The sequence below is a fragment of the Streptomyces sp. NPDC033845 genome (genome assembly GCF_055576225.1).
The window spans coordinates 242,046-267,130 of the sequence record NZ_JBVIRI010000004.1 but is presented as its reverse complement, the minus strand read 5'-3'; the positions used below and the strand labels follow the sequence as shown (position 1 = coordinate 267,130).

The window sequence follows — 25,085 nt, the reverse complement described above, 5'->3', positions numbered from 1 at the left end:
CCTTCCCAACGCGCACCGGCCCCGGAGGATTCCGGGACCGGCGCCCGCCCCCGTGTTCACAGGGGCAGCAGATCCGGTCGCTTGGGCTCCACGTGGTCCCCGGAGGATTCCCCGCGCAGCCGCCGCCCGATCCACGGTACGAGGTGTTCGCGCGCCCAATGGATATTGTCCCGGGTGACCTCGGCCGAGCCGCGCGGTCGGAGCGGGGGCCAGGGCTGGTCGGGGTCGGTCGGTACGGCCAGGCCGAGCACCTGGGCGGCGCGCAGCGCGACCCGGGTGTGGCCCTCCGGGGAGAGGTGCAGCCGGTCGGCGTCCCAGGCCCGCCGGTCCTGGACGGACCTCAGCGACCAGAGGTCGAGGACCGGGCAGTCGTACCGGTCGGCGATGGCCCGGACGTGCGCGCTGTAGGTGGCCACCTTGCCCCGCAGATGGCGGAGCACCGGTACGCCGCGGGTGTCGAACCCGGTGGTGATCATGACCTGGCCGACCGCCCGGGTGAGGTCGGCGACGGCCGCCTCGAAGCGTTCGGCGACGTCGTCGGGGTCGCTGCCGGGGCGGATGATGTCGTTGCCGCCGGCGCAGAAGCTCACCAGGTCGGGGGCGAGCTCGCGGGCCCTGGGGACCTGCTCGGCCACGATCTGGTCGAGCAGCCGGCCCCGGACGGCGAGGTTGGCGTAGCGGAAGTCGTGTTCCTCGCGGCGGTCCGCGAGGAGGACGGCGAGCCGGTCGGCCCAGCCGAGGAAGGTGTCCCCCGGGCCGGGGTCCCCCACTCCTTCGGTGAAGCTGTCGCCGATCGCCGCGTATGAGCCGATGGTCTGGAATGTCGAGTTCGTCGAGTCGCCTGCCACGTCGGCTTATCCTTCACCTACACCTGTGACCTACGCGACCGTAGCCAGGGGTTGACGGACCGTGATCTTTGCCACCCGGTCGGGCGGAATAGACGGCGGGGCCGGGAATCCGCCTCGGATTCCCGGCCCCGGACCGCTCGGACCGCCGTGGTGCCGCCGGTCAGACGGTGACGCCCTTGGAGCGGAGGTAGGCCAGCGGGTCGATGTCCGAGCCGTAGCTCTGGGTGGTGCGGATCTCGAAGTGCAGGTGCGGGCCGGTGGAGTTGCCGGTGGAGCCGACCAGGCCGACCTGGGTGCCGGCGGTGACGCTCTGGCCGACCGAGACGGACAGCTGGGACATGTGGCCGTACTGGGAGTAGTGGCCGTCGGCGTGCCGGATGATGACCTCGTTGCCGTAGCTGCCGGCCCAGCCGGCCGAGACCACGGTGCCCGCGCCCACGGCCTTGACGCTGGTGCCCATGGTCGCGCCGAAGTCCACACCGGTGTGCGAGCCGCTGGACCACATGCTGCCGCTGGCCTTGTACTGGGTGTTGATCCGGGCGACGACCGGGGCCACGAAGCCGGAGGCGGAGGCGCTCGTCCCGGACTCCTGCCCGGTGGAGCCCTGCTCGGTCGCACCCTGGTCACCCGTACCCGGTCCGGTCGAGCCCTGGTCGTCGGTACCGCGGTCGTTCGTGCCCCGGTCGGCGGATGCCGGTTCGGTGGAGGCCCGTTCGGTGGCCGGGCTCGCGGGGCGCTGGCGCTCGGGGGTGGCGGCGGTGCGCTGCTTCGGGACGGCGGGCAGCCGCCGTTCGGCCACGGCCTTGCCGGAGCCGGCGAGGTCCAGTCGGAGGCCGGGGTGGATCAGCGAGGGGTCGGAGCCCACGGCCTCGCGGTTGTCGGCGTAGAGACGCTCCCAGCCGCCGGCTATGCCGCGGTCCTGGGCGATCTGCGAGAGGCAGTCGCCGGGGGCCACGGTGTAGACGGACGGGGCGCGGTGCGCGGCCCGCTGGGCGGGGGCCGGGGTGGTCTTCGCCGTGGGGAGGGCGGCGGCCGGGGCCGCGGCCGGGACGGTGGCCGGGACCGCGGCACGGGCGGCCGGGAGTTCGGACGCGTTGGCGCCGGCGGCACCCAGCAGCGGGAGCGCGAGGGCCGCGCCGCCGGTGCCGGCCGCGACGAAACCACGGGTGATCGGGCTGGACTTGGGGCGGCGGTGCTTTCCCTTACCGGGCATCGCGAATTCCTCTCCGTCGCCTGCGAGGTGAGCTGTCGGGTTCGGACTGGAGATGTCCGGCCGCACATCGGATGTACGGCTTCACCCCGAGCCGTCCCGGAATAAAGAAGATCCGGTCCGGCGGCCTGCCTGGTTCCCCCGCTCCTGCCGCGCACGTGAATGAGTCGGGTGCGGTTTCCGGGTGGCGGCAGGATTAGGCGTTTCACCCGGATCGGTGGTGACCGTATTCCAGTTCGGCCTTGGGGAACAAGCCGTGAATTCCCCCGGGGAATCACCGGGATGATGGATCAACGGAATTCCGGTCACCCTGAGTCCGCGCAATGGGCGCAACACCCGTCCCTGGCAGGGAATTCGGCGCCGGAGCCCGGCCACCGAACGTCACCGTATGATCTGCCTCACCCGGCAGGACCGAAGCGGAGGAGCCCTGGTGACCCAGCAGATACCCGAACTGTCCGGAGTGCGTAACTTCCGTGATGTGGGCGGTTTGTCGACCGTCGACGGACGGAGGGTCAGATCGGGCGTTCTATTTCGAAGCGGACATCTCGCACATGCCACGGAAACCGATGCGGACTTCCTCGCCTCGCTCGGGCTCCACACCGTCTTCGACTTCCGCAACGCCGCCGACCACGCGCTGGAGGGACCCGACGTCCCGCTGCCCGGTGTCCGGAACGTCAGCATTCCGCTCTCCGACCCGGCGGACGGCTCACAGTTCTGGAAGATGGTCCGGGACGGTCGGCTGGAGCAGCTGCGCGAACTGCTGGGCGAGGGCCGGGCAGCCGCCCGGATGGCCGCCTCCTACCGGCAGATCATCCGGACCCGTACCGCAGAGCACTCCCGGGTGCTGCACGCGCTGGCCGAGGACAGCGTGCCGGCCCTGATGCACTGCGCCGCCGGCAAGGACCGCGCGGGGCTGTCGATCGCGGTCACCCTGCTGGCCCTCGGCGTGGAGCGGGAGGCGGTGCTCGCGGACTACCTGGAGTCCAACGCCCCGCACCGGCGCTACCGCGTGCGCCGCACCGGGGACACCCCCGAGACCCGCTCCCCCGAGGTCACGGCCCTGCTCGCACCTCTCTTCGACGCCCGCGCCGAGTACCTGGACGCCGCCTTCGAGACCATCGACGAGAAGTGGGGCGGAGTGCCCCGGTACCTCGCCGAGGGCCTCGGACTCGACTCCGCTACCCTCGGCCGGCTGCACGACCGGCTGCTGGACTGAGCCCCGCCGGAGCGGGCCGTCAGCGCTGGGCGACGGCCTGCTTCACCAGGGTGCGGCCGAACTCCCACATCAGGCCGCCGCCCGCGTGCGCCTCGTCCATCACCGCCCGGAAGGCCGTCACGAACCGGTCCACGTCCCGCTCGTCCACGATCAGCGGCGGGATCAGCTTGATGACCTCCAGATGGTCCCCGGACACCTGGGTGAGGATCCGGTGCCGCTGGAGCAGCGGCACCACCACCATCTGCGCGAACAGGCCCTTGCGGGCCGCCTGGAGCATGCTCCAGCGGCTGCGCAGGCCCAGCGAGGAGGGCCGGCCGAACTCGATGCCGATCATCAGCCCGCGGCCGCGCACCTGGTGCAGCAGCTCGTACTCGTCCACCAGCGCGGCCAGCCGGCCGCGCAGCAGCTCGCCCATGGCCCGGGCGTTGGCGACCACCCCGTCCCGCTCCATCACCGAGAGCACCGCCAGCCCGGCCGCCATGGCCTGGGCGTTGGAACCGAAGCTCGCCGAGTGGACCAGGACCCGGTCCATGGACGAGTAGACCTTCTTGAAGATCCAGTCCTTGCCCAGGGTGGCCCCCACCGGCACATAGCCGCCGGAGAGCGCCTTCGCCACGCACACCAGATCCGGCTCCACGCCGGGTTCATGCTGGTACGCGTAGAAATCGCCGGTCCGTCCGAGGCCGGTCTGCACCTCGTCGGCGATCAGCAGCGCCTTGTGCCGGTGCAGCAGTTCCTGCGCCGCGAGCAGATAGCCGGGCGGGGCCTCGTGGACCCCCTTGCCCTGGATCGGCTCGACCACGAAGGCCGCCACGTCCCCCTTGCGCAGTTCCCGCTCCAGCGCCCCGAGGTCGCCCAGCGGGACCTCGGTGTCGGGCAGCAGCGGTGCGAACCCCTCGCGGAAGCCGTTCTCCCCGTTGACCGAGAGGGAGCCCGTGGTGAGCCCGTGGAAGGCGTGCGCGCAGTACAGCACCCTGGGCCGGCCGGTGGCGTACCGGGCGAACTTCAGCGCGGTCTCCACCGCCTCGGTGCCGCTGTTCCCGAAGAAGACCCGGTCCAGGTGCGGGCTGTACGAGAGCAGCCGCTCGGCGAGCAGCCCCGGCAGCGGCTGGCAGTCGAACCGGGTCAGATCGGCCAGCCCGGCGTCCAGCACGTCGTGCAGGGCCCGCCGGACCACCGGGTGGTGCCGGCCCAGGCCCATCACCCCGAACCCGGCCAGCATGTCGAGGTAGTCGTTCCCCTCGGCGTCCCAGAAGTGCGCGCCCTCGGCCCGTTCGTAGACCTTGTCGAAGCCGATGGTGCGCAGCATCCGGGGCAACTGGTGGTTGAGGTGACGGGCGTGCAGTTCGTACCGTTCCGCGCCCCGTTCGGCCAGCAAGGCCCTCAGGTCGAACGGGGCGGGCCGGTCGGTGCCGTCGGTCCCGGCGGGCCCGGTGGGAGCCGGGGTCCCGGTCACGACTTCTCCCGGTTCCCGGACACGGTCTCGCGGGCGGCGCGCAGGGACTCCTTCAGCGATCCCATGGTGGCGAGGACCGCGGTCGGCTCGTAGCCGCAGTGCGCCATGCAGTTGGCGCAGCGCGGGTCCTTGCCGCGGCCGTACTTCTCCCAGTCGGTGTCCTCGACGAGTTCCCGGTACGTGGGCACATAGCCGTCGCTCATCAGATAGCAGGGCCGCTGCCAGCCGAAGAGGGAGTAATTCGGAATGGCCCAGGCCGTGCAGGGGAAATCGGCCTTGCCTTCCAGGAAGTCCAGGAAGAGCGGGGAGTGGTTGAGCCGCCAACGGCGCCGGTTGCCGCCCGCGAACGCCTTCCGGAACAGGTCCCGGGTCTGTTCGACGCCCAGGAAGTGTTCCTGGTCGGGGGCCTTTTCGTAGGCATAGGCGGGCGAGATCATCATTTCGTCGACCTGGAGGTCGTCGTTGAGGTAGTCGAGGACCTCGATGATGGTCTGCGGGGTGTCGGTGTTGAAGAAGGTGGAGTTGGTGGTGACCCGGAATCCGCGCTTCTTGGCCTCCTTGATGGCGGCCACCGCCTCGTCGAACACCCCCTCCTTGGCCACCGACTCGTCGTGCCGCTCGCGGAGCCCGTCGATGTGGACGGCGAAGGCGAAGTACGGGGAGGGGGTGAACTTCTCGATCTTCTTGCGGAGCAGCATCGCGTTGGTGCACAGGAAGACGTACTTCTTCCGCGCCACCAACTGGCGCACGATCTCGTGGATCTGCGGGTGCATCAACGGTTCTCCACCGGCGATGGACACCATCGGCGCACCGGACTCCAGGACCGCCCCGACCGCCTGGGCGACCGGCATCCGCTGCTTGAGCACCCCGGCCGGGTGCTGGATCTTCCCGCAGCCCTCGCACGCCAGGTTGCAGGCGTAGAGCGGTTCGAGTTCGACGATCAGCGGGAACTTCTCCCGCTTGCGGAGCTTCTGTTCGATGAGATAGGTCCCGACCCTGATGGACTGTCGCAGCGGCATGGCCATCTGGCTCACCTCCTGGGGAGCGGCGAAGAGTGGTGCCAATCGATGAAAACGGGCAGCACGGAACGGAGAACACGGAAGGCCGATATTCCACCGCGAACCGTTCCGATACGGACGAGTTCGTGCTCCGGGGCGTCCACGATCACCCGCACGGCCGCAACCGGGGCTCCCCCGGCGCGGGAGGCGGTGCGGAGGGTGGCCGCCGACTCCATGTCCACCGCCACGGCCCCGCGGGCCAGCAGCTCGGCCCGTTCGGGGCCGCGGACCACGTGGTCGGAACCGGTCAGCAGACCGGTGTGGACGGTCCGGCCGGGCAGCGCCCGGGCCAGCGCCCCGGCCAGCAGGGCCGTGCCGTCGCAGCGCACGGTGCCGCCCGGGTCCCGGGTGGCCTCGGCCACCACCAGGTCCCCCGGGTGCATTCCGGGGGCCAGCCCGGCACAGAACCCGGTGGCGACCACCGAGGCCCCCGCCATCCCGGGCCGGGCCAGTGCCCGGGCCACCGCCCGCTCGGCGGCGCGCGGCCCCATGCCCGTACGGATCACCGTGACGGGTCCGGTGTCCCCGTCGCGGCCCGTCCGGGACGGCCGGTCCACCCGGCCCAGGGCCAGCCGCTCGATGCCGAGCGCGCAGGCGACCAGCAGCGGCGGGGCCGCCCGGACCGGCGGACCGGCGGACATCAGCCGGCCTCCGTCCCGGCCGGTGCCGCGGCCGGGGCCGGATCCGGGGCGAGCGGATCCCCGTAGAGGTAGCGGCCCAGGGCGGTGAGCGGGAACACCTGCCGGTACAGGTGGTAGTTGATGGAGAAGTCCCACGGGAAGCCGGTGCCGGTGAACTGGGGCTCGTCCCAGGAGCCGTCCGCCCGCTGGGTCCGCACCAGATGGGCGACGCCCCGGGCGGCCGCCTTCCCGCCGCCCTCCCCCGCGGCCAGCAACGCGAGCAGCGCCCAGGCGGTCTGCGAGGGGGTGGACTCGCCGCGGCCCGCCCAGCGCTCCGGGTCCTGGTAGGACCGCTGGTCCTCGCCCCAGCCACCGTCCTCGTTCTGTACGGACTCCAGCCAGCCGACGGCCCGGCGGACCGCGGGGTGGCTGCCGGGGATTCCGGCGGCGGTCAGGGCCGGGACCACCGAGCCGGTGCCGTAGACGTAGTTGGTGCCCCAGCGGCCGAACCAGGAACCGTTCTCCTCCTGGTTGCGGAGCAGCCATTCGACGCCCCGCCAGGTCCTCGGGTCCCCGGCCTTGCCGACGGCCGCGAGCATCTCCACCACATGCGCGGTGACATCGGCCGACGGCGGGTCGATGACCTCGCCGAAGTCGCAGAACGGCAGCCGGTTGGGGAGCGGGCTGGTGTTGTCGGCGTCGAAGGCGGCCCAGCCGCCGTCCCGGGACTGCATGCCCAGGTTCCAGGACACCCCGCGGGCCACCGCCCCGTCCAGCGAGGCCGGTTCGGGGTGCCGGATCCGGCGCAGCGCGAGGACCACCTCTGCGGTGTCGTCGATGTCGGGGTAGTTGTCGTTGTGGAACTCGAAGGCCCAGCCGCCGGGGGCGAGTCCGGGGCGGCGGACGGCCCAGTCCCCGGTACGGACGATCTCCTCGCCGAGCATCCAGTCGGCCGCCCGGACCAGGGCCGGGTGGTCGGCCGGGAGCCCGGCGTCGGCGAGGGCGATGGCGGCCAGACAGGTGTCCCAGACCGGCGACTGGCAGGCCTCGACCATCCGCGCCCCGTCCTCGCGCCAGACCGCGAACCGGTCCAGGGAGGCCAGGCCCGCCCGCATCACGGGATGCCCCAGGTCGTAGCCCAGCAGGTGCAGGGCGATGATCGAGTACACGGCGGGCGGCTGGATGCCGCCCCAGCAGCCGTCGTTCTCCTGACGCTCCACGATCCAGCGGGCCGCCGCGTCCATGGCCGCCCGGCGCAGCCGGCGGGGGGCCACCCGGTGGTACAGGTGCAGTGCCCGGTCCATCCGCTGGAAGGCGCCGTCCCAGCTGGTCAGCGGGGCCGGCCGGCGGGCCGGGTGGGGGGTGCGGGCGTCGGTGTGCAGCTCGTCGAGGACGAAGGGGGCCGGCCGGACCGGCCGCTTCGCGGAGACCACGGTGAGCGGCACGATGGTCTGGCGGGCCCAGCAGCCGAAGTCGTAGATGTTCAGCGGCACCCAGGGCGGCAGGAACACCAGCTCGGGCGGCAGCTGGGGCAGGTGGTCCCAGCTCCACCAGCCGAACAGGGCCAGCCAGATCCGGGTGAAGACCCGGGCCGCGGCGATCCCGCCGTGCGCCCGGATCCAGGCGGAGGCCCGGGCCATGTGCGGGGCCTCGGGCGGGTCCCCGGCGAGCCGGAGCGCCACGTACGCCTCGATGGTGGCCGAGAGGTCGGGCGGCCCGCCGTGGAAGGTGGCCCAGGTGCCGTCCTCCCGCTGCTCGCCGCGGACGAACAGGGCGGCGGCCCGGGTCACGGTCTCGTCCCGGATGCCGAGGAACTGGCGCAGCAGCAGGTCCTCGGCGTCCATGGTGACGTTGGTCTGGAGGTCGCCCTTCCACCACCCGTCGGGGTGCTGGCGGGCGAGGAGGTGCTCGGTGGCCCGCCGGACGGCCTCCTCGGCCGTCGCGGGGCCGGCCGGGTGCCGCGCCTTCTTCGTGTGCTTCGTTCCGCTGTCCGGTGCGGCACCGCGGGCGTTCGCGGAGCCGTCGGTCGTCGCTGTCATGGCTTCCCCTTCGTGCAGTGGCGTCTCTGCTGTGCTGGGGTCTGCCGTCGGCCGGCGCGCCGAAGGATCCTTCCGTCAGATCGCGCCGGCCGGCGACTCGCGGGTCATATCCGCTGGAGCGTGGCGTTCACCTCTTGCGGACGACGACGAAGTCGGCGAGGTCCACGAGCTGTTCGCGCACCCGCTCCGGCATGTCCACCTCGGACAGCGCCCGGACCGCGACGGCGTGCTGGCGGCGGGCCTCCTCGGCGGTCCACTCACGTCCGCCGGCCTGCTCGATGAGGGCGGCCCGGTGGGCGAACTCCTCCTCCGAGAAGGTGGCGAAGTCGCTGCTCTTGGCGTCCGCGGCGAGCAGCTCGGCCAGTTCGGCCGAGGCCGGGCCGCCGGCCGCGAGGGCGGCGACCACGGGGAGGGACTTCTTGCGCTGGCGGAGGTCGCTCCAGGTCTGCTTGCCGGTGGACTCCGGGTCGCCCCAGATGCCGAGCAGGTCGTCGACGGCCTGGAAGGCGAGGCCGAGGTGGTAGCCGTACTCCTCCAGCTTGTCGGCGGTCCGGTCGTCGGCGCCGCCGAGGACCGCGCCGATGGAGACCGCGCAGGCCAGCAGGGCGCCGGTCTTGTTGCCCTCCATCTCCAGGCACTCGGCGACGGTGACCGACTCCCGGTGCTCGTAGGAGATGTCCTGGGCCTGGCCGTCGATCAGCTTGCGGGTGGCGGTGGTGAGCCGGCGGGCGGCCCGGCCGGCCTCCACCGTGCCCAGTTCCAGCAGCAGCTCGTAGGCCAGGGCGAACAGGGCGTCGCCGACCAGGATGGCCTGGGCGGGTCCGTGCACCTTCCACACGGTGTCGCGGTGCCGGCGCTGCTCGTCGCCGTCCATCAGGTCGTCGTGCAGCAGCGAGAAGTTGTGGACGAGCTCCACGGCGACCGCGCCGGGGACGCCGACCTCGGGGGCGGCACCCGCGGCCTCCGCGGACAGCAGCGCGAGCGCGGGGCGGACGGCCTTGCCGCCGTCCCCGTCCGAGGGGTTGCCGAGGGCGTCGATCCAGCCGAAGTGGTAGGCGGCGACGGTGTCCATGGGCGGTGCGAGCCGGTCCACGGCCGCGCGGAGCACGGGGGTCGAGAGCGTACGTCCGCGCTCCAGCAGCGCGAGCGTGTCCGCCTTCTCGACGTTGCCCGTGTGATTCCCCGGGTTCACTGGCTCTCCTCTGGTTCCTGTACCTGCTGTGCCGGTGCTGCTGGTGGTGCTGGTGTGCGTGGGGGTCATACCGCCTCCTGGAGCGGGTCGGCCCGGCGGCGGCCGAGGACGGTGAGGGCGGCCTGTGCCGCGCTCACCCCACTGCGGACGGCGCCCTCCATGGTCGCGGGCCAGCCGGTCGCCGTCCACGAACCGGCGAGGTAGAGCCCGGGCGCGTCGGTGCGCGCGGCGGGCCGCAGCCGGCCGACGCCGGGGGTGGGGGCGAACGTCGCTGTCCGCTCCCGGGTGACGAAGAAGTCGCGGACCTCGGCGCCGCGCGCGGCGGGCAGCAGCCGCTCCAGTTCGGGCAGGTACTTGGCGCGGAGCGCCGCCACCGGTTCGTCGATGTCGGCCTGTGCGGCCGACTGCGACAGGGCCAGGTACTGGCCGCCGCCGGTGAGTCCGGAGGACTCGGTGCGGTCGAACACCCATTGGACGGGCGAGCCGAGGGCCGTGAAGAACGGCTGCCGGAGCACCTTGCGGTCGTAGACCACGTGCACGTTGAGAATGGGCGCGGTGCCGATGTCGAGGAGCTTGTCCCGGTCGTCGAGGGCGCCCTGCGGGAGCAGGCCGTGCGCCTCCCGCTGCGGGACGGCCAGCACCACGGTGCCCGCCCGCAGGCTCTCCTCCTCGGTGTCCACCCGCCAGTCGCCCTCCGCGGTGCGGGTGAGGGCGGTGGCCTTGGTGCGGAGTTCGGTGCGCACCCCGGCGGCGTCCAGGGCCTTGCGGGCGAGGGTGTCGTGGAGGTCGCCGAGCGGGACGTGGGCCCAGCCGATGTCGGCGGCGCCCGGTTCGGAGAGCAGCCCGGTCCGGAACACCATGGCGGCCAGGCCCAGCGAGGACTCGCCGGCCGGGGCGTTCAGGGTGGCCACCCCGATCAGGTCCCAGAGCGCCTCGATCGCCCGGGGCGACTGGCCGTAGCGGCCCAGCCAGGTGCCGAAGTCCAGCCCGTCCAGGGCCGGGTCGGCCGGGTCGAGCCGGCGGAGCGCGAGGGCGGCCCGGCCGACGGCGGCGCGTTCGGCGAGCGAGAGGTGCGGGTAGCGGGCCAGCGAGCCCGCCAGGTGCAGCGGAACCGGGAGCCCGGTCCGGCGGATCCGGCCCAGCCGCGGCCCCCCGGGGTGCGCCACGTCGAGGACCGGGACGTCCAGCCGGTCCTGGAGCGGGGCCAGGGCGGTGCCGTCGATCCGGTCCAGGAACCACCGGTAGGCGGTGCAGCAGCGCAGGTAGACGTGCTGGCCGTTGTCGACGGTGAGGGCGCCGCGCTGGAAGGAGAACGCCAGGCCGCCGAGCCTCGGCCGGCCTTCGAGCAGGGTGACCCGCAGGCCCGCGTCGGCGAGTTCCAGGGCGGCGGTGACCCCGGCGAGGCCGCCGCCGACCACCACGGCCGTGTTCGGCTCGGTCACGGGCGGTCCTCCTCGCGGGTGTGCGGTGCCGTGCCCGGGCCGCCCGGACGGCGGTCCGGACGGAAGGACGCGGCGGACCGTCCGGGGGTTGCCCGCGGACCGGACGCGGACCCCGGGACGCCCGCGGGGAACGGGGTGCCGTCGGGGTCCGGTGCGCCCGCCGCGCGGCCGGGGGTCACAGGGGCCGCTTCCTGGCGCTCTGCCGGGAGATGGTCCGGGCGTCCAGGCCGGAGAGGCCGCGGACCGCCACGTAGGCCTTCTCCCGGGCGGGCAGCGAGACCCGGCCGCGCAGTACGGCGTAGGGTTCGCGCTCGATCCGGTCGAGGAGCCGGCGGTAGATGCCGGCCATGGCGGCCACGCAGGCGCCGCTGCGCCGGTCCAGCATCGGCAGCAGCCGGTAGCCCTCGGTGAACAGGGCGCGGGCCCGCCGGACCTCGTGGTGGACCAGGCCGGGGAAGTCGGATCCGGCCGGGGCGCGGCCGGAGTCGAAGCCCTCGGCGCAGCCGAACCGTTCGAGGTCCTCGGCGGGCAGGTAGGTGCGGCCGTTGCCGGCGTCCTCGCGGACGTCCCGGAGGATGTTGGTGAGCTGAAGGGCGAGGCCCAGGGTGTCGGCGTACTCGGCGGCGCGGGCGGCCTCGTGGGCGTTCCGGGCGGTGCCGAACACCCCGAGGGAGAGCCGGCCGATGGCGCCGGCCACGCAGCGGCAGTAGACCTTGAGGTCGTCCCAGGTCTTGTAGGTCTCGCCGCGGACGTCCATCAGGACGCCGTCGATCAGCTCGTCCAGGCCGTCCAGCGGGATCGGGAACCGGCGGCTGGCGTCGGTGAGGGCGACCGCGACGGGGTCGGTGTCGTCCTCGTCCACGGCTCCGGCCCGGACCCGGTCGAGCAGGGCCCTGGTGTCCTCCAGCCGGGTCAGCTTGGCCTCGGCCGGGAGCGTGCCGTCGCCGATGTCGTCGACCCGCCGGGAGAACGCGTACAGCGCCGACATCGCCTGCCGCTTGTCGGTGGGCAGCAGCCGGATGCCGTAGGCGAAGTTCCGCGCCTGCGAGCCGGTGACGGCCTCGCAGTAGCTGTAGGCGGCCAGGACCGGTGCGGTCGGGACGGGGGCGTGCGTGGGGCCCTCCACGTTCGGGCTCACCTCTTTCTCGGCGTTCTCGGCGTTCTCGGCGTTCCTGGCGTTCCTGGCGTTCCCGGCGCGTGGCGGAGGACGGCGGCCACTTCGCGGACCAGACCGGTCCGGGTGGGCTTGGGCGGGCCGGGGAGTACGTCGAAGCCGGCGTCCGAGACGGCCCGCAGGGCGGCGCGCCCCCCGCCCACGAAGCCCGCGAGCAGCAGCCGGAGCCTGCCGTGCACGCTGCCGACCAGAGGGGTGCCCCGGTCCAGCAGGTCCCGGGCGCGTTCGGCCTCGAAGGCGACGAGGGAGCGGACGGCGGCGCCCGCGGACGGGGCCTTCAGATCGGCTTCGGTCACGTGGAAGCGGCGCATGTCGCACGCGGGGAGGTAGATCCGGTCGCGGGCGAGGTCCTCGGCGACGTCCTGGAGGTGTTCGACGATCTGCAGGGCGGTGCAGATCTCGTCGGAGCGGCGGATCCGCTCGGGGGTGGCGGTGCCGGTGAGTCCGAGGACCAGCCGGCCGACCGGGTTGGCGGAGAGCTCGCAGTAGGCGAGGAGGTCCTGGTGGGTCTCGTAGCGGGAGGTCCGCTGGTCCTGGCGGTTGGCCTCGATCAGCCCGAGGAAGGGTTCGGGGGTGAGGCCGTGGGCCCGGACCACCGGGCGCAGGGCCTGGAGCAGCGGGTGGCGGGGGCCGGTGCCGGTACCGGCGAAGACCCGGTGCAGGTCCTCCTCCAGGGCGTCGAGGAGGGCGAGCCGGCCGGGCACGTCGTCGGGGGTGGCGGGGTCGAGGCCGAGGAGGGCGGCGTCACCGCCGCCGGGGGCCAGGTCGCCGTCGCCGATGTCGTCGACCAGGCGGGCGTAGCCGTAGACGGCCATCAGTCCGTCGCGCCAGGCCCGGGGCAGGAAGGCGGGGGCGACGGGGAAGTTCTCCGCCGCGGCCTTGCCCAGGGTGGCCCCGGGGAGGTCCGGCTCGGACGGGGGGCGGCTGCCGGGCCCGGGGGTCACCGCCCGCCACCGGGGGCGGAGACGGCCGGTCCGCCTGGGGGCCGGAGGATTCCCGTAGCCATTGCCGTCACATCTCCCGTTCTACACTGCCAATTCAATTCATCCCATTTCGGACACGCTGTCGGAGAATTCGTCCGCAGATGCCGCGATTCAGGACCGCTCCAGCTTACGTTGTACAGCGTCGGAGCCACCCAGCGGGTGTACGCGGCGTGACGGGATGTCGTGGCAGGTCGGAAGGGCGACACGCCGAGGCCCCCGCCGCGGGGTGCGGTGGGGGCCGGACGGGCTCGGATCAGCGGGCCTCGGCCGTCAGCGGCCGGTCTCCTTCTCGTACGCGGCGACGACCTCCTCGGTGGGGCCGTCCATCAGGAGTTCGCCCTTCTCCAGCCAGAGGACCCGGTCGCAGGTGTCGCGGATCGACTTGTTGCTGTGGCTGACCAGGAAGACGGTGCCGGCCTCCTTGCGGAGTTCGCGGATCCGGGCCTCCGAGCGGATCTGGAACTTGCGGTCACCGGTGGCCAGCGCCTCGTCGATCATCAGCACGTCGTGGTTCTTGGCCGCCGCGATGGAGAACCGCAGCCGGGCCGCCATGCCGGAGGAGTAGGTGCGCATCGGCAGCGAGATGAAGTCGCCCTTCTCGTTGATGCCGGAGAAGTCGACGATCTGCTGGTAGCGCTCCCGGACCTCCTCGCGGGACATGCCCATGGCGAGACCGCCCAGGGTCACGTTCCGCTCACCGGTCAGGTCGTTCATCAGGGCCGCGTTCACGCCCAGCAGCGAGGGCTGGCCGTCGGTGTAGACCTTGCCGGACTCGGTGGGCAGCAGGCCGGCGATGGCCCGCAGCAGGGTGGACTTGCCCGAGCCGTTGGAGCCGATCAGGCCGATGGCCTCGCCCCGGTAGGCCGTGAAGGAGACCCCGCGGACGGCGTGCACCCGGCGGACGCCCGGGGTGTCCCCCTTGCGCCGGACTATCCGGCTGAGCGCCGCGGTCGCGGCACCCTTGCCGCCGCCGCCGGTGTTGACCCGGTAGACGATGTGGACGTCATCGGCGATGACGGTGGGGATACGCCCCTGCGAGGTCTCAGCCACGGCCGTAACGCTCCTCAGCCTTCCAGAAGTAGATGAACCCGCCGACGCCGATCAGGACGGCCCAGCCGACGGCGAAGGCCCACACGTGCGGCGGCAGGTTGTCGGCGGTGTACTCGTCGATCAGCGCGAACCGGATCAGGTCCATGTAGATGGAGGCCGGGTTCCAGAGCAGCAGGTCGCTGATCCAGGCCGGCTGGTCCTTCAGGTAGGCGGCGATCGGGAACATCACGCCCGAGGCGTACATCCAGGTACGGGTGACGAACGGCATCAGCTGCGCGAGGTCGGGGGTCTTGGCACCCATCCGCGCCATGATCATCGCCAGGCCGGTGTTGAACACGAACTGCATGGCCAGCGCCGGCAGCACCAGCAGCCAGGACAGCTTCGGGTAGTTGCCGAAGCTGATGGCGACCAGGAACACCACGATCATCGAGTACATCAGCTGCTGGAGCTGCTGCAGCGAGAACGAGATCGGCAGGGTGGCCCGCGGGAAGTGCAGGGCGCGCACCAGCCCCAGGTTCCCGGAGATCGCCCGGACACCGGCCATCAGGGAGCTCTGGGTGAAGGTGAAGACGAAGACGCCGATCACCAGGAACGGCACGTAGGTGCCCGGGGGCATCTCCTTGCCGGCCTTCAGGATCAGACCGAAGATCATCCAGTAGACGGCCGCGTTCAGCAGCGGGGTCGCCACCTGCCAGATCTGGCCGAGCTTGGCCTGGCTGTACTGCGCCATCAGCTTGGCCCGCGAGAAGGCGAGGATGAAGTGGCGCCGGCCCCAGATCTGCCGCACGTACTCGGCGAGCCCGGGACGGGCACCGCTCACCGACAGCCCGTACTTGGTGGCGAGCTGCGCGGGGGTCAGCCCCGCGTCGGCGGACGGCGGCGTGCTCGTGGCGAGAGCACCGTCGTGGGTTGTGTCACTCACAAGTTGAAACTTTCGTCTTCAAGATGCGGCAGGTGGCGTCGGGCCCGGGGCCCCGGCTCCGGATGTAGAGCCCATGGTCCCAGAGTCGGGCCCGTCAGACGACGGGCGGTCGTCCCAGCCGGGTCAGCAGCCACACGGTGCGCCACTTGATCGGTTGACGGGGCCCGCAGGGAGTCTGCCATCCCTCCTTGAATCCGCCGAACCAGGCCTTCATCGCGGCCTTCGACGGACGCCGGACCAGGGTCAGCAGCACCCACACCCCCAGGTACACGGGGATCAGCGGGGCGGGCAGGTTGCGGCGGGCCAGCCAGACCCGGTTGCGGGCCACCAGCCGGTGGTACTCCGCGTGCCGGGAGGGGGAGGTCGCCGGGTGCAGCAGCACCATGTCGGCCCGGTAGTCGACCAGCCAGCCGACGTCCAGCGCCCGCCAGGCCAGGTCGGTCTCCTCGTGCGCGTAGAAGAACGCGTCCGGGAGCCCGCCGACCTGCTGGAACACCTCGGTGCGCACCGCGTTGGCACCGCCCAGGAAGGTGGTCACCCGGGAGGACCGCATCGGGTCCGAGGTGCCCAGCCGGGGCACGTGCCGGCGCTGGGTGGTCCCGGTCTCCGGATCGGCGATCCGGAAACTGATGATCCCCAGCTTCGGGTCCTCGGCGAAGGCCTGCCGGCACAGCTCGGCGGTGTCCGGGCGCTCCAGCAGACCGTCGTCGTCCAGGAACAGCAGGGCGTCCACCTCGCGGCCGCCGGGGCCGAAGGCCTCGATGCCCGCGTTGCGGCCGCCCGGGATGCCCAGGTTCTCGGGCAGCTCGACGACCCGGACCCCCTCGGGGAGGTCCGCCAGCTTCACCCCCTGGCAGACCACGGCCACCTCGACCGGGTCCCCGTCCTGCCGGGCCACCGAGTCCAGCAGCGCCTTCAGTTCCTCCGGGCGGGTGCCCATGGTGATCACGACGGCGCCCAGCCGCATCGGCGCCGTCACTTGAGCCTGCTGGAGGCGAGGACCGAGACCAGGTGCAGCACGGTCTGGAGCAGGGCGATCCCGGCGAGCACGGCCACCCCGACCCGGGAGTAGAACAGGTCCCCGCGCATCTGGTCGGCCACCGCCAGCACCAGGATCAGCAGGGAGGCCTCGATGCCCAGGATCAGCCGGTGGAACTTGAGCGCCCCGGCGGCCCGGCGGGCCAGCGCCATCCCGGAGGAGCGCGGCTCGGCCGCCGACTCCTGCACGGGCGGCAGCCCGCCCTGGTGGCGGGCCACCCCGACCAGGTCCGTCTCGGCCTTGATCAGGATCGCGCCCAGGGCGGCCAGGGTGCCGAGGAAGGCCCACAGCCAGTCGATCCGGCCGGTGCCCCACAGGTCCGCGGCGCGCAGGCCGAAGCCGACCAGCACCGCCGCGTCGCACAGGTAGGCGCCGACCCGGTCCAGATAGACCCCGGACAGCGAGTACTGCTTCTTCCAGCGGGCCAGCTCGCCGTCCACGCAGTCGAGCAGCAGGTACAGCTGCACCATCACCACGCCGAGGACGGCACCCCAGACCCCCGGCACCAGCAGCGCCGGGGCGGCCAGCACGCCGGCCAGGGTCATCAGATAGGTCAGCTGGTTGGGCGTGACCTTGGTACCGGCCAGCAGCCGGGTGATGCGCAGGGAGATCTCGCGCATGTACAGGCGGCCGCCCCAGTGCTCTCCACTGCGCCGGTCCTTCACGCCCGCGGGGTGAACGACGGGACGGAGTTCAGCTACTGATGGTCTTGGCATAGTCGGCGTACGCGTCCCTGATGTCGGCGGCTGGCAGGTTGAGGTGCTCCAGGATGGTGAAGCGTCCCGGACGGGTCTGGGGGGCGTACTCCACGGCCGCGACGAACTCGTCCGCGCTGAACCCGATCTCCTCGGGCAGCACGGGCATGCCGTGGCGGCGCAGCACCTCCACGAAGAGCCCGGACTGCTCGCGGGCCCCGCGCAGGTGCATGGCGAAGGCGGCGCCGAGCCCCACCTGCTCGCCGTGGAGCGCGGAGCGCCCCGGGTACAGCAGGTCGAAGGCGTGGCTGATCTCGTGGCAGGCGCCCGAGGCGGGACGGGTGTCCCCGGAGATCGACATGGCGATCCCGGTGAGGACCAGGGCCTCCGAGAGGACCGTCAGGAACTCGTCGTCCCCGCAGCCGCCGGGGTGGCGCAGCACGGACTCGCCGGCGGTCCTGGCCATGGCGGCGGCCAGGCCGTCCACGGCCTCGCCGTTGATCCGGTGCGAGAGCTCCCAGTCGGCGATGGCCGAGATGTTGGACAGCGCGTCGCCGATGCCGGCCCGGATGAACCGGGCGGGTGCCTCGCGGATCACGTCGAGGTCGATCACCATGGCGATCGGGGTGGGCACCCCGTAGGAGCCGCGGCCGTTGTCGTTGTCCAGGATGGACACCGGCGAGCAGATCCCGTCGTGCGAGAGGTTGGTGGCGACCGCCACCATCGGCAGCCCGACCCGCGCCGCGGCGTACTTCGCCACGTCGATGATCTTGCCGCCGCCCAGCCCCACCACCGCGTCGTAGTGACGGCCCTTTATGTCGTCGGCCAGCTTGACCGCCGAGTCCAGGGTGCCGTCGACGACCGGGTACCAGTCGGCGTGCGGCAGGACCGGCTCCAGCCGGGCGCGCAGCGCCTGGCCGGAGCCGCCGCTGATCGCGATCGCCAGCTTGCCGGAGGCGGAGATCCGCTGGTCGGCGAGGATGCCGTCCAGTTTGTCCATCGCCCCGGCGCTGATGTCGACGACGAGCGGGGAGGGGATGAGCCTCGTCAGTACTGGCATGCGATCGTCCGGCCCTTGGCGAGGTCGTCGTGGTTGTCGATCTCGACCCACTTGACGTCGCCGATGGGGGCCACGTCGATCGTGAAGCCGTCGTCGACCAGCTTCTGGTAGCCGTCCTCGTAGTAGAGGTCGGGGTCGCGCTCGAAGGTGGCCTTCAGGGCGTCCGCGAGGGCCTCGGCGGCCTCCGGTTCGATCAGGGTGACGCCGATGTACTCGCCGGTGGCGGTGGCCGGGTCCATCAGCTTGGTGATCTTGCGGACGCCCTCCCCCTCGGCGGTGATGACCTTCATCTCCTCGTCGGCCAGGTTCTTGACCGTGTCCAGGGCGAGGATGATCTTCTGGCCGTCGCCGCGGGCGGCGAGCAGGGTCTTCTCCACCGAGACCGGGTGCACGGTGTCGCCGTTGGCGAGGATCACGCCCTGCTTGAGGACCTCACGGGCGCACCACAGGGAGTAGGCGTTGTTCCACTCCTCGGCCTTGTCGTTGTCGATCAGCGTGATCGTGACCCCGTACTTGGCCTCCAGCGCGGCCTTGCGGGCGTAGACGGCCTCCTTGCGGTAGCCGACGACGATCGCGACCTCGGTGAGGCCGACCTCGGCGAAGTTGCCCAGGGTCAGGTCGAGGACGGTGAGGCCGTCCTCCTGGCCCTCGGGGCCGACGGGCACGAGGGCCTTGGGGAGGGTGTCGGTGTAGGGACGCAGACGGCGTCCGGCACCGGCAGCGAGGACAAGGCCGATCATGCGGGTTCTCCTTCGTCGTGTACGGCGGGTGCTCCGGCGGAGACCCAGAAGCGGATGCTCTCCACAAGCACCACGAGTGCCACGAACGCGGCCGTGGCCGTGAGCGCGACGGGGAAGTCTGTGTCGTGCGCGAGGACGGCCGCCAGGACCGTGGTCAGCAGGACCCGGCCCTCATGGCCGCCGATCGTCCGCACCAGCCAGTGCGGGGGCGCTCCGGTGCCGCCGCGAATGCGGTACACCGTGTCGTAGTGATGGTAGGCGACCGCCGCCACCAGGCCGAATGCCGCCGGGAGGGCCCCGGGGACGTCCGCCTTGTACGCCAGGATCAGCACCGTGCCGTATTCGGCGGCCCGGAACACCGGCGGGAGCAGCCAGTCGAGGGCCCCGGTGAGCGGGCGGGAGACGGCGGCCCCGGCGAAGACGGCGTAGACCACGGCGGCGATCACGGCCTGCCGGTGGCCGAAGGGGTACGCCCAGGCCGCGTAGAGCAGGCCCAGCGAGGCCAGTACGGCGAACACCGGGCCGACGCCCGGGTACAGGAACCGGCCGAGCAGTCGGGCGGAGAGCTCGCCCAGCGGGCCGGTGTCGGTCAGCTCGGCCAGCGCGCGGGCGGCCCTCGGGGTCCGCCGGGCCTTGCGGGTCAGGGAGCGCAGCACCCGGCCGGCGGTGGTGTAGAAAGCGCCGAAGGCGCAGCCGACCAGCAGGGCGTAGAAGGTGATCCGGGGGGTGGTCAGCGCGGTGAGCAGGGCGATCATCGCCCAGCGCTCGCCGATCGGCAGGATGATCATCCGGCGGACCCAGACCGTCCAGCCGACGCTGTCCAGCCGGCCGGAGAGCGCGGCGGTCGGCGAGGTGTTCGCGGTGGCGTCGTGGTTGGCCTCGTTGAAGGCGAAGTCGACCACGTGCCGGCAGGTCATCAGGATCATCGCGCCGAGCGCCAGGGCCCACACGTCGTCGCCGTCGCGGGCCGCGCCCAGCGCCAGACCGGCGTAGAAGGAGTACTCCTTGGCCCGGTCGAAGGTGGCGTCCAGCCAGGCGCCCATCGTGGAGTACTGCAGGGAGTAGCGGGCGAGCTGCCCGTCGGTGCAGTCCAGGACGAAGGAGACCAGCAGCAGCACGCCGGCCGTCACATAGCCCCAGCGGTCCCCGGTGGCCGCGCAGCCGGCCGCGACCAGCGCGGTGATCAGGGAGGCGGTGGTGACCTGGTTGGGCGTGAGGCCGCGGCGGGCGCACCAGCGGGCGATGTAGCGGGAGTAGGGGCTGACGAAGAAGGTGGTGAAGAACCCGTCGCGGGACTTCACGGCGGTGCGCAGCCGGACCGCCTCGTCGTCCACGGCGGCGACCGCGGCCTCGGCCTCGGCCCGCTCGGCCGGGCCGTCGGGAACGGCCGCGACCAGGGTGCCGAGCTCGGGACGCTGGACGGGCAGCCCGCCGGCCTCCAGCAGACCGGCCAGTCCGGCCGGGTACGGGCCGTCCGGCGCGGCCCCGGCGGCCGCGTCCTCGGGAGCGGTCCCGGGGGCGCTCGGCGGGACGGTCACCGGGGCGGTCCCGGCCGCCGCCACGGCCCGGTCCAGGGCGGCCCGTCCGGCCGGCCGGACGGTCAGCGCACCGGGTACCGCGCAGGCGTCGAACCGGGGGTCGGTGAGGGCCAGCCGCAGACTGTGCAGGTGCCCGACGAAGGCGCTGTCCACCACGGCCACCCGCTGGTCGGCCGGCACGGCGGCCAGCGCGGCGGCGGTTCCGGACGGCCCGGGGACCGGCACGACCTCGAAGCCGAGGGTGCGGAGGTCGCCTTCGAGCGGTGATCCGGGAACCGGCGGGCCGGTGAGGATGGCGGTCGGCGACGAACTCACTCCTTGGGACGGGCGCCTCGTGGGGCGGCGGCACGTCGGCAGAGGCTATCCGATGAATGGAACACGGGGTTCACCCCCCGTTCACACCCCAACCGTCCACCGCTTGATCATCATTGACGATCCCGGCGACCGACCACAAACCGCCTGGATGTTAGGGTGGCCGCAGACGCGTACAGGTGGGGTAAAGCCCGGTGGAAGGCCGAGAAATCCCGGGAAGGCCCGCCGAAGCGCGATATGGACCGATGCGGAACAGGAAGAGGTGGGGTTGATGACCGTCACGGTGTTCGCTGCCATGCGCGGCGAGACGCGGCACATCCCCGACTTCCACCGGGCGTCCGGCCGGGTCTGATCCCACCGATCGACCCCCGTCGGCCGGAGCCCCCGTTCCTAGGGTTCACGTTGACCGACCAGTCCCCGCACGACCTTCACGACGCCTTCTTCGCGCTGCACCACGGCCTGCCCCGGCAGGGCCCCGGTTCCGACGCGACCACCCGGCAGCTCCTCTCCCTGGCCGGACCGCTCCCCGGGCGGCCCCGGATCCTGGACCTCGGCTGCGGCCCCGGCCGCTCCGCGCTGCTGCTCGCCGCCGAGGCGGGCGGCGCCGAGGTGACCGCCGTCGACCTGCACGAACCGTTCCTCGACGAACTGCGCGCCGCCGCCGCGGCCCGCGGGCTCGCCGACCGGATCCGGCCGCTGGCCGCCGACATGGCGGACCTCCCCTTCGAAGACGGCTCCTTCGACCTGGTGTGGGCGGAGAGCTCCGCCTACGCCATCGGCTTCGACACCGCCCTCGACCGCTGGCGGCGGCTGCTCGCCCCGGGCGGCACCCTGGTGCTGACCGAATGCGAGTGGACGGACGGGGAGCCCTCCGCCGGGGCCCGGGCCTTCTGGGACCGGCACTACCCGCTGCGCCCGGCCGCCCGGAACCTGGCGGCCGCCCAGGCCGCCGGCTACCGGGTGCTCGGCAGCCTCCGGCAGCCCGACTCCGACTGGGCCGAGTACTACGGTCCGCTCGCCGAGCGGGCGGACACGGCCGACCCCTCGGCTCCCGGGATGGCGGCCGCGCTGGCCGCCACCCGCGAGGAGATCGCCGTACGGGCCCGGCACGGCCGGGAGTACGGCTACACCGGCTACGTACTCCGCCCGGTGACGGCCGGGGACGGCGACCGCTGGCCGGCCCGGCCGGAGACCGCGGCGGACACCGGGGCGGTCCGGGCCGTCAACCTGGCCGCCTTCGACACCCCGCTGGAGGCGGACCTGGTCGACGCTCTGCGCGGTGACCCGGCCTGGCTGCCGGGCCTCTCCTACGTGGCCGAGGGCCCGGACGGCGCGGTCGCCGCGCACGCCCTGCTCACCCGCTGCACGGTCGGCGGGGCACCGGCGCTGGCCCTGGCACCGGTGGCCGCCGCTCCGGCGCTCCAGCGCTCCGGTGCGGGCAGCTCGGTCGTCCGGGCGCTGCTGGCCGCGGCCCGGGAACGCGGGGAGGGCCTGGTGCTGGTGCTGGGGCACCCCGACTACTACCCGCGGTTCGGTTTCGTGCCGGCCTCGCGGTTCGGGATCCGGGCGCCGTTCGAGGTGCCGGACGAGGCCATGATGGCGCTGGTGCTGGACGCCTCGGCGCCGGTGCCCTCGGGCACCATCGGCTATCCGGCCCCCTTCGGGGTCTGACGGCCGGCCGGCTCGCCGTTCCGTCCCCCGCCACGGGCCATATCACGTGGCGGGGGACGGACATGCGCGGATGGGCGAAGTGCGGACAAGTCGCGTTCGTGCGGCAGACTGAAGGCCGTAGTCCGAAGCGAAGGATGGTCATGCCGATCACACCCGCCACCGCCGCGACCCCCACGGCACCCGGCACCGCCCCGCAGGAACCGATCATGCTCGAACTGGTCGACGAGGCGGGCAATACCATCGGCACGGCGGAGAAGCTGTCCGCCCACCAGGCCCCCGGGCTGCTGCACCGGGCGTTCTCCGTGTTCCTCTTCGACGAGCGGGGCCGGCTGCTGCTCCAGCAGCGCGCGCTGGGCAAGTACCACTCCCCCGGCGTCTGGTCGAACACCTGCTGCGGGCACCCCTATCCCGGCGAGTCCCCGTTCGCCGCCGCCGCCCGCCGCACCTACGAGGAGCTGGGGCTGTCCCCGTCGCTGCTCGCCGAGGCGGGTACGGTCCGCTACAACCACCCGGACCCCGCCTCGGGTCTGGTGGAACAGGAGTACAACCACCTTTTCGTGGGACTCGCGCAGGCCGCGGTGCGGCCCGACCCGGAGGAGGTCGGCGGCACCGAGTTCGTGTCGGCGGAGGAGCTGGTGAAGCGGCACGCCGAGGCGCCGTTCTCGGCCTGGTTCATGACCGTGCTGGACGCGGCCAGGCCGGCCATCCGCGAGCTCACCGGGGAAGCCGCGGGCTGGTAGCCACCCGGTCAGGCGGGCAGCCAGGGCAGGGCCGCCCAGATCACCTTGCCACCGGTGGAGGTGTGCTCCACGTCGCAGACCCCGCCGGCCTCCAGGGTGACCTCCCGGACCAGCAGCAGGCCCCGCCCGCCGGTCTGGCCGAAGTCGGCCTCCAGGGCCTTGGGGCGGTACGGGTGGTTGTCCTCGACGGCCACCCGCACCCACTGCGGGCCGATGGCCACCTCCACCGCGACCTCGGGCGAGAGCAGCGCCGCGTGCCGTACCGAGTTGGTGACCAGCTCGGAGACGATCAGCAGCAGGGAGTAGACCAGGTCCTGGTCGGCCGGCACTCCCTGCCGGCCGAGCAGGTCCCGGACCGCCCGGCGGGCCTGAGGAACGGATTCTTCTGTCGCGGGAGCGGTGAACCGCCACACTCCCTCGTACTGTGCTGGCGGGGCGCTCCCGCTGACGTCCATGTTCCGGCCCCCGTCTTCGCGCTCGATCGTCTCCACGCGTCAAGAGTGGAGAACGCGCTGGTCCGGACCGGACCGCTGACCAGAAGTCAGCGTCATTCGGGCACTTTCTGACCGCTGGCGTATGACAGAGTCAGTTGTTGGACTGTTCTTGATCTGCCACCGGGCCCCCGGCCGGGGGCTTCGGGGGCGCCGCGGGCACCACCGGCTCGGGCCGCGGCCCGGACCCGGGCTCCGGCCCGCCCGCCGGCCCCTCCGGCTCGGTGACCAGGCCCAGGATCTTGCGAGCGCCCAGCCCCAGCCCGATCAGGCTCAGCCCGTCGAACAGCAGGGCCAGCGAGAAGAACGCCCCGATCACATAGCGGCTGCTGCTCGGCCACTCGGCCAGGATCAGGATGCCCAGCAGCACCCCGAAGGCGCCCTGCACCAGGGTCAGCCCGAAGTTGGTGCCGCGCACCACCAGCGCCCCGGCCAGCCGGAACAGCCCGCCCACCAGGAACAGCAGCGCGGCGAACATGGTCAGCGCCTCGGCACTGGCCTCCGGGCGGGCCAGCACCACGCAGCCGGCCGCGATGTTCAGCGCGGCGACGATCACGGCCAGCCAGAAGTAGTTGCTCTTGCGGGACTGGACCGCCTGGAGCAGCCCGACCACACCGCCGATCAGCAGCAGCCAGCCGAAGAGGAACATCGAGGTGAGCGTCGCGAAGCCGGTGTAGACGAGACCCACCAGCCCGGCGAGCACCAGGATCACTCCCAGTACCGCCAGCCAGCCGAAGCTGCGGTGCAGCTTCCGCTTCTGCTGCTGTTCCTCGGTGCGGTCTGCGGCCATGGACGTGCCTCCTCGTCACACCCCCCGGACCCCCGTATTGATCATAGGATTCCCGGCATGGACCCGCAGCTGCTGCACTCCGTCACCGACGGGGTCGCCAGGATCGTCATCTCCCACCCGGCCCGGCGCAACGCCATGACCGCCGCGATGTGGCGGCAGCTGCCCGCCCTGCTGGACCGGTACGCGGCCGATGCCGCCGTCCGGGTCCTGGTCCTCACCGGGGCCGGGGACAGCTTCTGCGCGGGCGCGGACATCTCCTCGATGACCGGCGGCGAGGTGCCCCAGGACCTGGCGGTCACCGCCGAGGAGGCCCTCGCCGCCTTCCCCAAGCCCACCCTGGCCGCGATCCACGGCCCCTGCGTGGGCGGCGGCACCCAGCTGGCGGCAGCCTGCGACCTGCGGTTCGCCGCCGAAGGGGCCCGGTTCGGGGTGACCCCGGCCCGGCTGGGCATCGTCTACCCGGCCTCCTCCACCCGGCGGCTGGCCGCCCTGGTCGGACCGGCCACCGCCAAGTACCTGCTGTTCTCGGCCGAGCTGATCGGCGCCGAGCGGGCGCTGCGCACCGGTCTGGTGGACGAGGTGCACCCGGCGGAGCTGCTGGACAAGCGGGTGGCCGGGTTCACCGCGGTGCTGGCGGCCCGCTCCCAGCTCACCCAGGCCGCCGCCAAGGAGTTCACCGACGGGCGCACCGACCGGGACGCCCACTGGGCCGCGGTGGCGGCGGCCAGCGGCGACACCGCCGAGGGCGTCGCCGCCTTCCTGGAGCGCCGGGACCCGCGCTTCACCTGGACCCCCTGAG

Annotated in this window: 23 protein-coding genes and 1 riboswitch; of the genes, 4 read left to right on the top strand and 19 right to left on the bottom strand. The window is 72.8% G+C overall.

Annotated features, from left to right (window positions below; translation table 11 throughout):
* Positions 1-56 precede the first annotated feature (56 nt).
* On the bottom strand, positions 57-848 hold the full coding sequence (locus ACZ50K_RS10990; RefSeq protein WP_468900522.1) for an SGNH/GDSL hydrolase family protein: 792 nt from the start codon (positions 846-848) through the stop codon (positions 57-59).
* A gap of 160 nt (positions 849-1,008) precedes the next feature.
* The gene (locus ACZ50K_RS10985) at positions 1,009-2,061 is read right to left on the bottom strand and encodes a M23 family metallopeptidase (RefSeq protein ID WP_468900519.1); all 1,053 of its coding nucleotides are present in this window, start codon (positions 2,059-2,061) and stop codon (positions 1,009-1,011) included.
* A 2-nt stretch (positions 2,062-2,063) separates the two neighbouring features.
* A riboswitch (cyclic di-AMP (ydaO/yuaA leader) is annotated at positions 2,064-2,238 on the bottom strand.
* Between the two features lie 250 nt (positions 2,239-2,488).
* Between ACZ50K_RS10985 and ACZ50K_RS10980 the strand changes: the two genes are divergently transcribed.
* Positions 2,489-3,274 (top strand): tyrosine-protein phosphatase, encoded by a 786-nt coding sequence (locus ACZ50K_RS10980; RefSeq protein ID WP_468900516.1) that lies wholly within the window; start codon positions 2,489-2,491, stop codon positions 3,272-3,274.
* A 19-nt stretch (positions 3,275-3,293) separates the two neighbouring features.
* On the opposite strand, the gene ACZ50K_RS10975 is transcribed toward ACZ50K_RS10980, so the two are convergent.
* The 15 genes from ACZ50K_RS10975 to ACZ50K_RS10905 all read right to left on the bottom strand — a co-directional run bounded on the left by ACZ50K_RS10975 (position 3,294) and on the right by ACZ50K_RS10905 (position 20,597).
* Complete coding sequence (locus tag ACZ50K_RS10975) at positions 3,294-4,661, bottom strand: aspartate aminotransferase family protein (protein ID WP_468901168.1); 1,368 nt, start codon at positions 4,659-4,661, stop codon at positions 3,294-3,296.
* Positions 4,662-4,726: 65 nt separating this feature from the next.
* Entirely contained in the window at positions 4,727-5,755 is a 1,029-nt protein-coding gene (gene hpnH / locus ACZ50K_RS10970) for an adenosyl-hopene transferase HpnH (RefSeq protein ID WP_468900514.1), read from the bottom strand.
* Positions 5,756-5,760: 5 nt separating this feature from the next.
* Positions 5,761-6,429, bottom strand: coding sequence for a phosphorylase family protein (locus tag ACZ50K_RS10965; protein ID WP_468900512.1), 669 nt, complete (start codon positions 6,427-6,429; stop codon positions 5,761-5,763).
* Positions 6,429-8,447 carry a squalene--hopene cyclase gene (gene shc / locus ACZ50K_RS10960; RefSeq protein WP_468900509.1) on the bottom strand — a complete coding sequence of 673 codons (2,019 nt, stop codon included), beginning with the start codon at positions 8,445-8,447 and terminating at the stop codon, positions 6,429-6,431. The genes ACZ50K_RS10965 and shc overlap by 1 nt, the downstream gene beginning before the upstream one ends.
* A 127-nt stretch (positions 8,448-8,574) precedes the next feature.
* A complete protein-coding gene (locus tag ACZ50K_RS10955) occupies positions 8,575-9,708 on the bottom strand; it encodes a polyprenyl synthetase family protein (protein WP_468900506.1) in 1,134 nt (377 codons plus the stop codon).
* The gene (gene hpnE, locus ACZ50K_RS10950; RefSeq protein ID WP_468900503.1) at positions 9,705-11,081 is read right to left on the bottom strand and encodes a hydroxysqualene dehydroxylase HpnE; all 1,377 of its coding nucleotides are present in this window, start codon (positions 11,079-11,081) and stop codon (positions 9,705-9,707) included. The genes ACZ50K_RS10955 and hpnE overlap by 4 nt, the downstream gene beginning before the upstream one ends.
* Positions 11,082-11,256: 175 nt before the next feature.
* Entirely contained in the window at positions 11,257-12,219 is a 963-nt protein-coding gene (gene hpnD, locus ACZ50K_RS10945) for a presqualene diphosphate synthase HpnD (RefSeq protein WP_468900500.1), read from the bottom strand.
* Positions 12,216-13,199, bottom strand: a complete 984-nt coding sequence (gene hpnC / locus ACZ50K_RS10940; protein ID WP_468900498.1) for a squalene synthase HpnC — start codon at positions 13,197-13,199, stop codon at positions 12,216-12,218. Before hpnC ends, hpnD begins: the two co-directional genes overlap by 4 nt.
* Positions 13,200-13,508: 309 nt before the next feature.
* Entirely contained in the window at positions 13,509-14,288 is a 780-nt protein-coding gene (locus ACZ50K_RS10935) for an ABC transporter ATP-binding protein (protein WP_468900495.1), read from the bottom strand.
* Positions 14,281-15,210 carry an ABC transporter permease gene (locus ACZ50K_RS10930; protein ID WP_468900492.1) on the bottom strand — a complete coding sequence of 310 codons (930 nt, stop codon included), beginning with the start codon at positions 15,208-15,210 and terminating at the stop codon, positions 14,281-14,283. The genes ACZ50K_RS10935 and ACZ50K_RS10930 overlap by 8 nt, the downstream gene beginning before the upstream one ends.
* A 94-nt stretch (positions 15,211-15,304) precedes the next feature.
* Positions 15,305-16,177, bottom strand: coding sequence for a glycosyltransferase family 2 protein (locus ACZ50K_RS10925; RefSeq protein ID WP_468901165.1), 873 nt, complete (start codon positions 16,175-16,177; stop codon positions 15,305-15,307).
* 8 nt (positions 16,178-16,185) lie between these two features.
* Complete coding sequence (locus ACZ50K_RS10920) at positions 16,186-16,965, bottom strand: CDP-alcohol phosphatidyltransferase family protein (RefSeq protein ID WP_468900490.1); 780 nt, start codon at positions 16,963-16,965, stop codon at positions 16,186-16,188.
* Positions 16,943-18,004, bottom strand: coding sequence for an iron-containing alcohol dehydrogenase family protein (locus ACZ50K_RS10915; protein WP_468900487.1), 1,062 nt, complete (start codon positions 18,002-18,004; stop codon positions 16,943-16,945). The genes ACZ50K_RS10920 and ACZ50K_RS10915 overlap by 23 nt, the downstream gene beginning before the upstream one ends.
* A complete protein-coding gene (locus ACZ50K_RS10910) occupies positions 17,992-18,744 on the bottom strand; it encodes a phosphocholine cytidylyltransferase family protein (RefSeq protein ID WP_468900485.1) in 753 nt (250 codons plus the stop codon). The genes ACZ50K_RS10915 and ACZ50K_RS10910 overlap by 13 nt, the downstream gene beginning before the upstream one ends.
* On the bottom strand, positions 18,741-20,597 hold the full coding sequence (locus ACZ50K_RS10905; protein WP_468900482.1) for a DUF5941 domain-containing protein: 1,857 nt from the start codon (positions 20,595-20,597) through the stop codon (positions 18,741-18,743). Before ACZ50K_RS10905 ends, ACZ50K_RS10910 begins: the two co-directional genes overlap by 4 nt.
* Before the next feature lie 399 nt (positions 20,598-20,996).
* Here ACZ50K_RS10905 and ACZ50K_RS10900 point away from each other — a divergent pair, with 399 nt between their 5' ends.
* Entirely contained in the window at positions 20,997-22,265 is a 1,269-nt protein-coding gene (locus ACZ50K_RS10900; RefSeq protein ID WP_468900480.1) for a methyltransferase domain-containing protein, read from the top strand.
* A gap of 140 nt (positions 22,266-22,405) precedes the next feature.
* Complete coding sequence (idi, locus tag ACZ50K_RS10895) at positions 22,406-23,005, top strand: isopentenyl-diphosphate Delta-isomerase (RefSeq protein ID WP_468900477.1); 600 nt, start codon at positions 22,406-22,408, stop codon at positions 23,003-23,005.
* Between the two features lie 8 nt (positions 23,006-23,013).
* Here the strand turns inward: idi and ACZ50K_RS10890 are convergent, their stop codons facing one another.
* The gene (locus tag ACZ50K_RS10890) at positions 23,014-23,460 is read right to left on the bottom strand and encodes an ATP-binding protein (RefSeq protein WP_468901162.1); all 447 of its coding nucleotides are present in this window, start codon (positions 23,458-23,460) and stop codon (positions 23,014-23,016) included.
* 130 nt (positions 23,461-23,590) lie between these two features.
* A complete protein-coding gene (locus ACZ50K_RS10885; RefSeq protein ID WP_468900474.1) occupies positions 23,591-24,286 on the bottom strand; it encodes an HdeD family acid-resistance protein in 696 nt (231 codons plus the stop codon).
* A 57-nt stretch (positions 24,287-24,343) separates the two neighbouring features.
* Between ACZ50K_RS10885 and ACZ50K_RS10880 the strand changes: the two genes are divergently transcribed.
* Positions 24,344-25,084 carry an enoyl-CoA hydratase/isomerase family protein gene (locus ACZ50K_RS10880; RefSeq protein WP_468900472.1) on the top strand — a complete coding sequence of 247 codons (741 nt, stop codon included), beginning with the start codon at positions 24,344-24,346 and terminating at the stop codon, positions 25,082-25,084.
* Position 25,085: the final 1 nt, after the last annotated feature.